Genomic DNA, 13394 nt, shown 5'->3' on the forward strand with positions numbered 1-13394 from the left:
GGTCCCTTCCGTCGTCACTTGGAGACGTTGACGGCCGGTGCGTCCTCGCCCAGCAGCTTGCCGTCCGAGGTCTCGAACTGCCGCTTGAAGTTGGCGATGGCGTCACCAATCGAGGTGATGGTGTCGTCCGACATCTTGGCGCCCTCGGCGATGGAGGTGAGGAGGTCCTTGCGCTCGCGGCGCAGGTGCTCCAGCAGCTCCGACTCGAAGCGACGGATGTCGTTGACCGGGACGTCGTCCATCTTGCCGGTGGTGCCGGCCCAGACGGAGACGACCTGCTCCTCGACGGGCATCGGCTGGTACTGGCCCTGCTTCAGCAGCTCGACCAGACGCTTGCCGCGCTCCAGCGAGGCCTTCGACGCGGCGTCCAGGTCGGAACCGAAGGCGGCGAACGCCTCCAGCTCGCGGTACTGGGCCAGGTCCAGGCGCAGTCGGCCGGACACCTGGCGCATGGCCTTGTGCTGGGCCGAGCCACCGACGCGGGAGACCGAGATACCGACGTTCAGCGCCGGGCGCTGGCCCGCGTTGAACAGGTCGGACTCCAGGAAGCACTGGCCGTCGGTGATGGAGATGACGTTCGTCGGGATGAACGCCGACACGTCGTTCGCCTTGGTCTCGACGATCGGCAGACCGGTCATCGAACCGGCGCCCATGTCGTCGGAGAGCTTCGCGCAGCGCTCCAGCAGACGCGAGTGCAAGTAGAAGACGTCACCCGGGTAGGCCTCGCGGCCCGGCGGGCGGCGCAGCAGCAGCGACACGGCGCGGTAGGCGTCGGCCTGCTTCGACAGGTCGTCGAAGATGATCAGGACGTGCTTGCCGGCGTACATCCAGTGCTGGCCGATGGCGGAACCGGTGTACGGCGCCAGGTACTTGAAGCCGGCCGGGTCGGACGCCGGGGCGGCGACGATCGTCGTGTACTCGAGCGCGCCGGCCTCTTCCAGGGCGCCGCGAACGGACGCGATGGTCGAGCCCTTCTGGCCGATGGCGACGTAGATGCAGCGGACCTGCTTGTTCACGTCGCCCGAGCGCCAGTTGTCGCGCTGGTTGATGATCGTGTCGACGGCCAGAGCGGTCTTACCCGTCTGACGGTCGCCGATGACCAGCTGACGCTGGCCGCGGCCGATCGGCACCATCGCGTCGATGGCCTTGTAGCCGGTCTGCATCGGCTCGTGGACCGACTTGCGGACCATGACGCCGGGGGCCTGCAGCTCGAGGGCGCGGCGGCCCTCGGTGGCGATCTCGCCGAGACCGTCGATCGGGTTGCCGAGCGGGTCGACAACGCGGCCGAGGTAACCCTCGCCGACGCCGACGGAGAGCACCTCGCCGGTGCGCTGCACCGACTGGCCCTCCTCGATACCGCTGAACTCACCGAGGACGACGGCGCCGATCTCGCGCTCGTCGAGGTTGAGGGCGAGACCGAGGGTTCCGTCCTCGAACTTCAGCAGTTCGTTCGCCATGGCGGAGGGCAGGCCCTCCACCTTCGCGATGCCGTCGCCGGCAACGCTGACCGTTCCGACCTCCTCGCGCGAGGCCGCGTCCGGCTGGTACGACTGGACGAAGTTCTCCAGTGCGTCCCGGATCTCCTCCGGCCGGATCGTGAGCTCCGCCATCTGGGTTCCCTGCTCTCCTTGTTGGGCCTGAAGCTTCTTAGGGGTCTGGGGGTGACCCCCAGGAATCTTCTGCAAGTTCTGCACGGCCCAACCGGGCCGCTGGAAATGCGTCGTGTGTGTAAGTGGCCGGTCAGCCGGCCATGCGGCGGGACGCCTCGCTGAGGCGTTCCGCGATGGTGCCGTCGATGACCTCGTCGCCGACCCGCACCACGATCCCGCCGAGGACCGTGGGGTCCACGTCGAGGTTCAGGTGCATCTGGCGGCCGTACAGCGTGGCCAGGACAGCGCCGAGACGCTGCTTCTGCGCGTCGCTGAGCGGAACCGCGGTGGTCACCGTGGCGACCATGCGGTTGCGGCGCTCCGCCGCGAGCTTGGAGAGGGACTCCAGTCCCGCTTCCAGGCTGCGGCCACGCGGGTGCGTGACGAGACGCGCGACGAGACGCTCGCTGACCGGGTGGGCCTTGCCGCCGAGCAGGCTGCTGAGCAGCGCGCCCTTGGCGGACCCGGAGGCCGCGCGGTCGGTCAGCGCGGCGCGCAGTTCGGTGCTCGAACCGACGATCCGGCCGAAGCGGAACAGCTCGTCCTCGACGTCGTCGAGCGCGCCGGCCTGCTGCGCACCGGTGAGGTCGGCGGTGTCCGCCAGCTCTTCCAGTGCGTCCACCAGGTCGCGCGACCGCGACCAGCGCGACCGGACCATGCCGGACACCAGGTCGAGGGCTTCCCCACCGACCTGGCCGTTCAGCAGACGGCCGGCCAGCTCGGCCTTGGCCTCGCCGGACTGCGCCGGGTCCGTGACGACCCGACGCAGCGAGACCTCACGGTCGAGCAGCGCGGTGACGGCAGCCAGCTCACCGGCGAGCTCCGCCGCGTCGACGGACGTGTTGTCCGTCAGCGCGTCGAGACGCTCGCGTGCGGCGGCCAGTGCCTCGCGGCTCGCTCCGTTCATCGGGCGGCCCCAGTCGAAGCAGCCTTCTCCTCGAGCTCGCCGAGGAAACGGTCGATGGTGCGGCTCTGCCGGGCGTGGTCCTCGAGGGACTCGCCGACGAGCTTGCCGGCCAGGTCGGTGGCGAGCTTGCCCACGTCCTGGCGCAGCGCGTGAGACGCGGCCTTGCGGTCGGCCTCGATCTGGGCGTGACCGGCAGCGATGATCTCCTCACGCTGCCGCTGGCCCTCGGCACGCATTTCTGCGATGAGCGAGGCGCCCTGCTCCTGTGCCTCCTGGCGCAGGCGCGCGGCCTCGTGCCGGGCTTCGGCGAGCTGAGCCTTGTACTGCTCCAGCACGCTCTGGGCCTCGGTCTGGGCCGATTCGGCCTTCTCGATGCCACCCTCGATGGCCTCGCGACGCGCTTCCAGAACCTTGTTGATGTTCGGGAGGAGCTTCTTCGCGAGGAAACCGAAGACGATGACAAAGGCGATCAGGCCGATGACAAGCTCGGGAATCGGCGGGAAGAGCGGGTTTTCCGCCTCTTCGGCCGCGAGCTGAACCAGAGGGTTCACATCAGTGCCTTCCGTCTAAAGGATCTGTTCGCTACCGAGATCAGGAGGACGTCGGGTAGACGAACGGCATGACCAGACCGATGAGGGCGAGCGCCTCACAGAAGGCGAAGCCGAGGATCTGGTTGGCGCGGATCAGGCCGGCGGCCTCGGGCTGGCGGGCCAGGGCCTGCGTGCCGTTACCGAAGATGATGCCGACGCCGACGCCGGGGCCGATGGCCGCGAGGCCGTAACCGATGGAGCCGAGGTTGCCCTTGATTTCGACGCCAGCAGCGAGGGTCTGGAGAGCGGACATGCCGGTTCTTCCTTCTCTTTCATGGACCGGTGGGGGTTGGCCACCGGACGACTGTTGGTTTGGGGGTGGGGCGGTCAGTGGTGCTCGGCGACGGCGCCCTGGAGGAAGCTGCAGGCCAGCAGCACGAAGACGTAGGCCTGGACAGCCTGGATGAAGAGTTCGAACGCGGTCATCACGATGACCATCACGAACGAGACACCCGCGTAAGCGATGCCGATGCCGTTCAGCAGGTACCAGCTGGCGATCGTGAAGAGCAGCAGCAGGGTGTGACCGGCGAACATGTTCGCGAAGAGTCGGACCGCGTGCGTGAAGGGCCGGACGATCACGTTCGAGAAGAACTCGATCAGCATCACCAGCGGAAGGATCCCGCCGAGCGACTTGTCGTAGCCCGTGAGGTTCTTCAGACCGCCGACGAAGCCGTGGCGCTTGAAGGTGACCGACATCCACATGACGTAGATGACGAGGGCCAGACCGGCCGGGTACGCGATGACCGAGGTCACCGGGAACTGGGCGAGCGGGATGATCGACCAGAGGTTCATCATCCAGACGAAGAAGAACGTCGCGACCATGAAGGGGACGTACTTCTGGCCTTCCTTCTTGCCCATCGTCTCGTACACGATGCCGGTGCGCACGAAGTCGTAACCGGCCTCGGCGATCATCTGGAGCTTTCCGGGAACCAGCTTCGGCTTACGGAAAGCGGCCCAGAAGAAACCGACGATGATGACGGTCCCGAGCAGTGCGAGCAGCATCGTCTTGTTGAAATAGATGCTGCTGTCCGCGTCGCCGAAGATCGGCTTGAACAGGAACGAGTGCAGGCCAGGAGCCGGGAAGCCACAGCCGTCGAAAATGTGGCAATCGGTCTCGAAGGCGAGCACCGTCGTCGGGTCAGCACTCACCGCGGGCTCCTTCAGCGTGGCGCATAGGTACGGCAACCTCGTTGTGTCGGCGCGGCGCACAGCCGCGGTTCGGCACGGGACTGGTCTTACGGATGTGGGGGCGGCAGCTTGCAGGCATTGAGCCTCGCGATTGAGCAGGCGTCAGCTCAGATGCCCGCGCCCGCGATGCCGCAGTTGGCACCGGACGATAGCAGCATCTCGAACGAGCACTTATTCCGCCCCTACCGTTCACGACGAGGACCCCGTGTTTTCGGGCTTCTCACCCTTGCCGCCCTGGGTGGCGTCGGGCTCGACGTAAAGGATCTTGGCCTTCATGTGCGCGCGGGCTTGCGCGCCGATCCAAGCGAGGGTCGCCGCGACGAGCGTGATCGCGAATGCCTTGGGATGGAACAGCGTCGTGTTCTTGAACACGGCGACGAAGACGAAGAGCAGCAGGATCTGGGTCGTGTACAGGACCAGACCCATCATCTGGAACAGCTGGGGCATCGATCGCGCCGTGCGTTGCAGCACGACGAACCCGATGCCCATGAAGAGGATCACGACCACGGTGGCGACGACCGCGCCGATGGCACCCTTGCCGCCCGCGACGACACCGCTGACGACAGCGGCGATCGCGCCGACGGCAGCAGTGGGTACGGCGGTATGCAGAAGGGATCGGGCGTCATCAGACCGCATGGCGCATGGCTCCGCGTGGTGGTGGGGGTTTTCGGGACTCGTACGGGACGAGCGTAAGCCCGGTCCGAGAGAGAGCCTCGGGCCAATGGACCGTCGCACTACGGTCCTTCGGCTCTGTCGCCGGGTTTAGTGAACGGTATCACAAACTATTTGATGAGAGCTTTACCTGTGTGGTGTGCTCACTGTCACACATGAGAGCTAACCCGCCCGTGTGTGCACGCGCGCCAACGGTTCTGTCTGGTATAGGACGTTCGGTCCGGTTACCGGAACCGCGAACGAGGGCCTACGGCGGTCGCGCCGTTGACGCCCGAGACCCCGACGACCGTCTTCGCCGCCGCTTCCCGGGCCGGCTCCGGCTCTTCGCCGGAGGTGTCCAGGGCCGCCGCCTCCGCCGCGGCCTCCGCCGCGCGCTCGGAATGCCGGTAGCGGGGCGGCACCAGGCCCTCCGCCCACCGCGGGGCGCGCGGCGTGAACCGCGGCAGCAGGAGCAGGACGAGCCCCACCGCGCTCAGCGCGACGATCATCAGCACGATCCACATCGAAGCGGAGTTCACCGAGTACGCCACCGCGCCGAAGGCGATCAGCGCCGACCAGAAGTACATGATCAGAACGGCCCGGCTGTGCGAGTGCCCGACTTCCAGCAGCCGGTGGTGCAGGTGCCCGCGGTCGGCCGCGAAGGGGGACTGGCCGTTCCAGGTCCGCCGCACGATGGCGAGCACCAGGTCCGCCACCGGGATCGCGATGATCGTCAGCGGCAGCAGCAGCGGAATGAAGACCGGGAGCATCGCGTGCACCGCGTTGCGCTCACCACCGGCGAACAGCTTCATCGCGTCCGGGTCCACCTGACCGGTGATCGAAATGGCGGACGCGGCCAGCACGAGGCCGATCAGCATCGACCCGGAGTCGCCCATGAAGATCCGCGCCGGGTGCATGTTGTGCGGCAGGAAGCCGAGGCACATCCCCATCAGGATCGCGGCGAACAGGGTGGCGGGGGCGGCCGCCTCGATCGCGTACCCGAACCAGATCCGGTAGGCGTAGAGGAAGAACGCCGCGGCGGCGATGCACACCAGGCCGGCGGCGAGGCCGTCGAGGCCGTCCACGAAGTTCACCGCGTTGATGGTGATGACGACGAGCGCCACGGTCAGCAGGTTGCCCTGCCACTGGGTCAGCGACACCGTGCCGACGCCGGGGACCGGGATCCACAGGATCGTCAGGCCCTGCATGACCATCACGCCCGCGGAGATCATCTGCGCGCCGAGCTTGATCAGGGCGTCGATCTCGAACTTGTCGTCGAGGACGCCGATCAGCCAGATCAGCGCCGCTCCGGAGAGCAGCGCCCGGGGTTCGTTGGAGCGCTCGAAGACGCCGTTGAGGTTCGGCAGGTGGTCGGCGACGAGCAGGCCCGCGCACAGTCCGCCGAACATCGCGATGCCGCCGAGCCGCGGAGTGGGCTCGCGGTGCACGTCGCGCGCGCGGATCTGCGGCATCGCTCCGGCCGCGATCGCGAACTTCCGTACCGGCCCGGTGAGCAGGTACGTCACCGCCACCGTGACGCAGAGCGTCAGCAGATATTCACGCACGGGCTGCCCCAGATGTATCGCCGGCCATCTCAGCCCCACACATTAGCCGCGATGTCCCCCTGGAAGAGGACGCGAGGGCACTGTGAACCGGTTCCCCTACCCGCCGCTTGCCCCGGTTACGCCCCGTACGGGGGAAAGTCGAGGGCCAGTTCGGCGACCTCCGCCCGCAGGCGGCCGGCGTCCGCGCCGGTCAGGGCCGCCGCGAACAGATCGGCGAGACGGACCATCTCCGCCTCCCCCATGCCCTGGGTGGTCACCGCCGCGGTGCCCAAGCGCAGGCCGCGCTGGTCCCCGTACGGCAGGGCGCAGGTGTCGAGCACCATGCCTGCGGCGGCGAGGCGGCCGCGGGCGGTGGGGCCGTCGACGCCGAGGGGGTCCGGGTCCGCGGTGATCATGTGGGTGTCGGTGCCGCCGGTGGTGATCGCGAGGCCGCGCACGCGCAGGGCCTCGGCCAGGGTCCGCGCGTTGGCGACGACCCGGTGGGCGTAGGTGGTGAAGGCCGGGGTCGCGGCCTCCCCGAAAGCCACCGCCTTGGCGGCGATGGTGTGCATCTGGGCGCCGCCCTGGGTGAAGGGGAAGACCGCGCGGTCGACCCGCTCCGCGAACTCGGCGCCGCACAGGATCATCCCGCCGCGGGGGCCGCGCAGCACCTTGTGGGTGGTGGCGCAGACGATGTCGGCGTACGGGACCGGGCTCGGGGCGGCGCCGCCCGCGACCAGGCCGATGGGGTGTGCGGCGTCCGCGATCAGGAAGGCACCGACCTCGTCGGCGATCTCCCGGAAGGCGGAGTACTCGGGGTGGCGGGGGTACGAGATCGAGCCACACACGATCGCCTTGGGGCGGTGGGCGTGCGCCAGCTCCTGCACCTGGAGGTAGTCGATCAGGCCGGTCTCGGCGTCGACGCCGTACCCGACGAAGTCGAACCAGCGGCCCGAGAAGTTCGCGGGCGAACCGTGGGTGAGGTGACCGCCGTACGGGAGGCCCATGGCCAGCACGGTGTCGCCGGGGCGCAGCAGCGCGGCGTAGGCGGCGAGGACGGCGGCGGAGCCGGAGTGCGGCTGGACGTTGGCGTGCTCGGCCCCGAACAGGGCGCGGGCCCGCTCGGTCGCCACCCGTTCGGCCTGGTCGGCGTACTCGCAGCCGCCGTGGTGGCGGGCGCCGGGGTAGCCCTCGGCGTACTTGTTCGCCAGGGCGGAGCCGAGGGCGGCGAGGACGGCGGTGGAGGTGAAGTTCTCGGCCGCGATGAGCTGGAGGCTCCGGGCCTGGCGGTGCGCCTCTCCGGCGAGGACGTCGGCCATCTGCGGATCCTGGCGGCGCAGGGTGTCCGTCGGCTGGGTGATGACGCTCATGGCGCGGCTCCGACGCGGTGGATGGACCGGGTACCGCCACTGTAGGCCCGCCCCCGCCACCCCGCCTTTCCTACCGCCCCGGGACCCCTTCCGGCCACCGGCCCCTGCCTCCGGCGGCGCCTCAAACGCCGGCGAGGCTGCATTTGTCCGACCTCCGGATCTGAGGGTGATGGCCGCTCCCGGCCTGCCAATTCCAGCCTGCCCGGCGTTTGAGGGCCCGCCGGAGGCAGCACCAGCCGCCCGGCGATTGAGGGCGCCCGCGGGCACTGGGGCACGCCAAGCGAAGAGGGGTACGGGGAGGGGAGGCGCGGGGCGGGGCGGGAGCACCGCGGGGGACGGGGGCCGCGCAAGGGGCGGCGGCGCCGTCAGCGGCGGTCGTTCACGCCCGTCAGCGCGGTGACGACCGGGTCCAGCGCCTGCTGGATCTCGTCGCCGATCGAGCGGAAGAACGTGATCGGCGCACCGTACGGGTCGTACACCTCGTCCGCGTCGGGAGACGGCGCCAGCAGCCACCCCCGCAGCGCGGCCGCCGCCCGCACCAGCGCACGGGCCCGCTCCGCCATCCCGTCGTCCAGCGGCGGCAGCGTCGCCGGGTCTATCGCCCGGACCAGCCGGGTGAACTCCTTGAGCGTGAAGGTGCGCAGCCCGGCCGAGTGCCCCATCGAGATGACCTGCGCCCGGTGGTCGCGCGTGGCGGTCAGCACCAGATCGGCGCGTATGACGTGCTCGTCGAGCAGCTCCCGCCCGATGAACCCGCTCGCGTCGGCCCCGAAGTCCGCGAGGACCGCCGCGGCGTTCGCCTCCATCGGCGCGCCCTCGTGCCCCCACGTACCGGCGCTCTCGACGATCAGCCCGCCCGCCGGCGCCCCGCCGAGGCGGTGGCTCAGGGCATGCCGCGTCAGCCGCTCGGTGATCGGCGAGCGGCAGACGTTGCCGGTGCTGACGTGGAGTATGCGGAAGGCGTCCCCTCCGGCCCTTGCTATGCCACGCCCCTCAGGGCTCACGGAGCCACCTCGAGGTCGGGTACGACCTCGCGCAGCTGGTCCGCGGTGAGTGCCCCCTCGCGCAGGAGGACGGGAACCTTGCCGGTGACGTCGACGATCGACGACGGCTGGATGCCGGGGGTGGGCCCGCCGTCCAGGTACACGGAGACGGAGTCGCCGAGCATCTCGCGGGCGGCGTCGCAGTCCTCCGGCGCCGGGTGGCCGGTGAGGTTGGCCGAGGACACGGCCATGGGCCCGACCTCGGTCAGCAGCTCGATCGCGACGGGGTGCAGCGGCATCCGCACGGCCACCGTGCCACGCGTCTCGCCGAGGTCCCAGGCCAGCGACGGCTGGTGCTTGGCGACGAGGGTCAGCGCGCCGGGCCAGAAGGCGTCGACCAGCTCCCACGCCTGCTCGGTGAAGTCCGTGACCAGGCCGTGCAGGGTGTTCGGCGAGCCGATCAGCACCGGTGTGGGCATGTTGCGGCCCCGGCCCTTGGCGGCCAGCAGGTCCCCGACGGCCTCCGCGCTGAAGGCGTCCGCACCGATCCCGTAGAGCGTGTCCGTGGGCAGCACGACGAGCTCGCCGCGGCGCACGGCGGATGCGGCTTCACGCAGGCCCGTCTTACGGTCCGTCGCGTCGTTGCAGTCGTATCGCCGGGCCATCAGCGGGTCTCCTCGTGCGGGGTCATCGTGGTGGGGGTGTGCACAGGGCGGGACGCGCTCGTCACGGCATGGCCTTGCGGGCGGTGGCGAAGCGCGGCCGGTTGTTCAGGTCGGGGTGGTCGGCGGCGTCGGCCCAGCCCCGCTCCTCGGCGAAGATCCACGGGACCTGGCCGCCCTGGGTGTCGGCGTGCTCGACGACGACGATCCCGCCGGGCCGCAGCAGCCGGTGGGCGGTGCGTTCGATGCCGCGGATGGTGTCGAGGCCGTCCTCGCCGGAGAACAGCGCCATCTCCGGGTCGTGGTCGCGGGCCTCGGGGGCGACGTACTCCCATTCGGTGAGCGGGATGTACGGCGGGTTGGAGATCACCAGGTCGACCTGGCCGTCCAGCTCCGGGAGCGCGCTGAGCGCGTTGCCCTGGTGGACGGTGACCCGGGAGCCCTCGGCGTTCTTGCGGGTCCACCGCAGGGCGTCCTCGGACAGCTCCACCGCGTGCACGCGCGAGCGCGGCACCTCCTGCGCCATGGCGAGGGCGATGGCGCCCGAGCCGGTGCAGAGGTCCACGATCAGCGGTTCGACGACGTCCATCGCGCGGACGGCCTGTATGGCCCAGTCCACGACGGATTCGGTCTCCGGGCGCGGGACGAAGACGCCCGGGCCGACCTGGAGCTCCAGGTAGCGGAAGAAGGCGCGCCCGGTGATGTGCTGGAGCGGCTCGCGCGCCTCGCGGCGGGCGACGGTCTCCCAGTAGCGGGCGTCGAAGTCGACGTCCTTGACCGTGTGCAGTTCCCCCCGCTTGACGCCGTGGACGTAGGCCGCGAGCTCCTCCGCGTCGAAGCGCGGCGAGGGTACGCCTGCGGCGGCCAGCCGCTGCGTGGCCTGGGCCACCTCGGCAAGCAGCAGACTGCGGGGGCCCGGGGGTCGCCCCCCAGATTGTGGCTGCACGCTGGTCCTCCGGACTGCTGTCGTACGGGCGGGACGGACGGAAGGGGTACCGCGCCGCCGCTACTGCGCGGCGGCGAGCTTGGCGGCGGAGTCGGTGTCGACGCAGGCCTGGATGACGGAGTCGAGGTCGCCGTCGAGCACCTGGTCCAAGTTGTACGCCTTGAACCCGGTCCGGTGGTCCGAAATGCGGTTTTCCGGGAAGTTGTAGGTGCGGATCTTCTCGGAGCGGTCCACGGTGCGCACCTGGCTGCGGCGCACGTCGGAGGCTTCCTGCTCGGCGGCTTCCTGGGCGGCGGCCAGGAGGCGCGAGCGCAGGATGCGCATGGCCTGCTCCTTGTTCTGGAGCTGGCTCTTCTCGTTCTGGCAGGACGCCACGACACCGGTCGGCACGTGCGTGATGCGCACGGCGGAGTCGGTGGTGTTGACGGACTGGCCGCCGGGGCCGGAGGAGCGGTACACGTCGATCCGGAGGTCGTTCATGTTGATCTCGACCTCGACCTCCTCGGCCTCCGGGGTGACGAGCACGCCGGCGGCGGAGGTGTGGATGCGGCCCTGCGACTCGGTGGCCGGCACGCGCTGGACGCGGTGCACGCCGCCCTCGTACTTCAGGCGGGCCCAGACGCCCTGGCCGGGCTCGGTCGCGCCGTTGCCGCCCTTGGTGCGCACGGAGACCTGGACGTCCTTGTAGCCGCCCAGCTCGGACTCGGTGGCGTCGATGATCTCGGTCTTCCAGCCGACGCGCTCGGCGTAGCGCAGGTACATGCGCAGCAGGTCGCCGGCGAAGAGGGCCGACTCGTCGCCGCCCGCTCCCGCCTTGACCTCCAGGAGCACGTCCTTGTCGTCGCTGGGGTCGCGCGGGACGAGCAGGAGGCGGAGCTTTTCGGTCAGCTCGACGCGCTCGGCGCTCAGTTCCTTGACCTCGGCCGCGAAGTCGGGATCGTCGGCCGCGTACTCCTTGGCCGTCTCGATGTCCTCCGCCGTCTGCTTCCACGCCCGGTAGGTCGCGACGATCGGGGTCAGCTCCGCGTAGCGCTTGTTGAGCTTGCGCGCGTTGGCCTGATCGGAGTGGACCGACGGGTCGGCGAGCTTCTTCTCAAGATCGGCGTGCTCGCCGATCAGGTCCTCGACCGCCTCGAACATCGGGGGCTCCTGGGGTGAAAAGTACGAACGGGCTGCGGAAGGGCTGGGCACCGCGGACGGGCCAGGACGACAAAGGCGCCGGTCCGGCCGCCCCCGAGTGGACCGGGGGTGGCCGTGGACCGGCGCCGTGGGCTCGCTACTTCGAGCCGGCAGCCTTGCCGAAGCGGGCCTCGAAGCGGGCCACGCGGCCACCGGTGTCGAGGATCTTCTGCTTGCCCGTGTAGAACGGGTGGCACTCGGAGCAGACCTCGGCGCGGATGGAGCCTTCGGCCAGAGTGCTACGGGTGGTGAACGACGCGCCACAGGTGCAGCTGACCTGGGTCTCGACGTACTGGGGGTGGATGTCGCTCTTCAAGGTGTCTCCTAGATCGGGAGGGCGCCGGGTCGCAGGGGCCGAATTGCGCGCTGCGTGAACCGGGGCCGACGGACCAGTCTGCCAGGACCGGGCCGCCTGTCAAAATTCAGGACGTGAGCCATAACGGACGGGGGGCGCCGGGTATTCCTACTGGACGATCGAGCCCGCGCCGCTGCGGTCATTGGCCGAGTTCTGGGTGGCTTCGGCGGGTATCGGCTGGTCGCCGCGCAGGGCGTCCCAGACCATCTTGGACTCCGCCTCCAGCGGGACGACGCGGTCCTTGTCCTTGGGGTAGTCCATCACCGGCAGCGTGACCATGTGCATGCTCTCGGCGCCGAGGCCCTGGAGGCCGGCCGCGAAGCCCATGAGGGACTTGACGTCGCCGAGGCCCTTGTCGGTGGTGATCGCCTTGGTGGCGGTGTCCGCGACGGACAGCAGCCGCTTGGGGTTGTCGAACACCCCGATGCTCTTGACCTGCTTGATCAGTGCCTTGATGAAGGCCTGCTGGAGCTGTATTCGGCCGAGGTCGCTGCCGACGCCGACGCTCTTGCGGGTGCGGACCAGCCCGAGGGACTGCTCGCCGTTGAGCTTGTGCGTGCCGGCCGGGAGGTCGAGGTGGCTGCCCTTGTCGTCCTTGATCGGCTTGGTGGTGGTCAGCGGGACGCCGCCCAGGCTGTCGACGATCTTCTTGAAGCCGGTGAAGTCGACCTCGATGTAGTGGTCCATGCGGATCCCCGAGATCTTCTCGACGGTCTTGACCGCGCAGGTGGCCCCGCCGACCGTGTAGGCCTCGTTGAACTGCTCGAAGGCGGCCTTGGCGGTCTTGCCGCCGCTCGTGGTGCAGGCCGGCCGGTTGATCATCGTGTCGCGCGGGATCGAGACGATGCTGGCCTGCTTGTGGCCTTCGTAGAGGTGGACGACCATCGCGGTGTCGGAGCGCGCGGAACCGCCGTCGTCGGCGCCGTACTGGGCGTTGTCGCCGCCGCGCGAGTCGGAGCCGAGGACGAGGATGTCCATCGAGCCGTTGTCCACGTTCTGCGGGCGGTCCTTGCCGAGCGCCGCGTCGATGTCCACGCTCTTCAGGTTGCTGTTGTACTTCACGTAGAAGTACCCGAAGCCGGCCCCACCCAGCAGGACCACCCCCGCCGCGGTCCAGGCGGTGAGGGTCAGGGCCTTGCGGCGCTTCGTCGTCGGCTTGCGGCGGCTGCGCTTGGCGGCGGCACGGCGGCCGCGGCCCCTGCTGTCCTGGCTCATGCTCTCCTCAGTCCTGGTGTACCGGCGACCCGGTCCGGACGCCTCCCCCGACGCCTGGTGTCCTCTGGTTCAGACGGTGGAGCGGATCCCAGGGTTCCATGCCGAATGTGACCGTTCGGTGATCAAAGGCCGCCCGGTGTCCTCGCCCGGCGCCG

14 protein-coding genes are annotated in these 13394 nt (G+C 69.7%); all 14 read right to left on the bottom strand.

Annotated features, from left to right (window positions below; translation table 11 throughout):
* Positions 1–14 precede the first annotated feature (14 nt).
* The 14 genes from atpA to ABZY31_RS12415 all read right to left on the bottom strand — a co-directional run bounded on the left by atpA (position 15) and on the right by ABZY31_RS12415 (position 13239).
* Complete coding sequence (gene atpA / locus ABZY31_RS12350; protein WP_330332661.1) at positions 15–1610, bottom strand: F0F1 ATP synthase subunit alpha; 1596 nt, start codon at positions 1608–1610, stop codon at positions 15–17.
* Positions 1611–1740: 130 nt separating this feature from the next.
* Complete coding sequence (locus ABZY31_RS12355; protein WP_356408223.1) at positions 1741–2556, bottom strand: F0F1 ATP synthase subunit delta; 816 nt, start codon at positions 2554–2556, stop codon at positions 1741–1743.
* Positions 2553–3107 carry a F0F1 ATP synthase subunit B gene (locus ABZY31_RS12360; protein WP_356408226.1) on the bottom strand — a complete coding sequence of 185 codons (555 nt, stop codon included), beginning with the start codon at positions 3105–3107 and terminating at the stop codon, positions 2553–2555. The genes ABZY31_RS12355 and ABZY31_RS12360 overlap by 4 nt, the downstream gene beginning before the upstream one ends.
* A 40-nt stretch (positions 3108–3147) precedes the next feature.
* Positions 3148–3399, bottom strand: coding sequence for a F0F1 ATP synthase subunit C (locus ABZY31_RS12365; RefSeq protein ID WP_283448554.1), 252 nt, complete (start codon positions 3397–3399; stop codon positions 3148–3150).
* A 74-nt stretch (positions 3400–3473) separates the two neighbouring features.
* Positions 3474–4310 carry a F0F1 ATP synthase subunit A gene (gene atpB, locus ABZY31_RS12370; protein ID WP_356408354.1) on the bottom strand — a complete coding sequence of 279 codons (837 nt, stop codon included), beginning with the start codon at positions 4308–4310 and terminating at the stop codon, positions 3474–3476.
* Positions 4311–4523: 213 nt separating this feature from the next.
* Positions 4524–4970 carry a hypothetical protein gene (locus ABZY31_RS12375; RefSeq protein ID WP_356408229.1) on the bottom strand — a complete coding sequence of 149 codons (447 nt, stop codon included), beginning with the start codon at positions 4968–4970 and terminating at the stop codon, positions 4524–4526.
* A gap of 260 nt (positions 4971–5230) precedes the next feature.
* Positions 5231–6562: an MraY family glycosyltransferase gene (locus ABZY31_RS12380; RefSeq protein WP_356408357.1), complete on the bottom strand. Its 1332-nt coding sequence runs from the start codon at positions 6560–6562 to the stop codon at positions 5231–5233.
* 104 nt (positions 6563–6666) lie between these two features.
* Entirely contained in the window at positions 6667–7899 is a 1233-nt protein-coding gene (glyA, locus tag ABZY31_RS12385) for a serine hydroxymethyltransferase (protein WP_356408232.1), read from the bottom strand.
* A 365-nt stretch (positions 7900–8264) separates the two neighbouring features.
* Positions 8265–8903: a protein-tyrosine-phosphatase gene (locus ABZY31_RS12390; RefSeq protein WP_356408235.1), complete on the bottom strand. Its 639-nt coding sequence runs from the start codon at positions 8901–8903 to the stop codon at positions 8265–8267.
* A complete protein-coding gene (locus tag ABZY31_RS12395) occupies positions 8900–9547 on the bottom strand; it encodes an L-threonylcarbamoyladenylate synthase (RefSeq protein WP_283448545.1) in 648 nt (215 codons plus the stop codon). The genes ABZY31_RS12390 and ABZY31_RS12395 overlap by 4 nt, the downstream gene beginning before the upstream one ends.
* Positions 9548–9608: 61 nt before the next feature.
* Positions 9609–10448 (bottom strand): peptide chain release factor N(5)-glutamine methyltransferase, encoded by an 840-nt coding sequence (gene prmC, locus ABZY31_RS12400; protein ID WP_356408360.1) that lies wholly within the window; start codon positions 10446–10448, stop codon positions 9609–9611.
* Between the two features lie 102 nt (positions 10449–10550).
* Positions 10551–11630, bottom strand: coding sequence for a peptide chain release factor 1 (gene prfA / locus ABZY31_RS12405; protein ID WP_356408238.1), 1080 nt, complete (start codon positions 11628–11630; stop codon positions 10551–10553).
* Positions 11631–11766: 136 nt separating this feature from the next.
* Entirely contained in the window at positions 11767–11985 is a 219-nt protein-coding gene (gene rpmE / locus ABZY31_RS12410) for a 50S ribosomal protein L31 (protein ID WP_356408241.1), read from the bottom strand.
* A gap of 147 nt (positions 11986–12132) precedes the next feature.
* Positions 12133–13239, bottom strand: a complete 1107-nt coding sequence (locus ABZY31_RS12415) for an LCP family protein (protein WP_356408244.1) — start codon at positions 13237–13239, stop codon at positions 12133–12135.
* Positions 13240–13394: the final 155 nt, after the last annotated feature.

This window comes from Streptomyces sp. NPDC006529 (assembly GCF_040611795.1).
GTDB lineage: Bacteria > Actinomycetota > Actinomycetes > Streptomycetales > Streptomycetaceae > Streptomyces.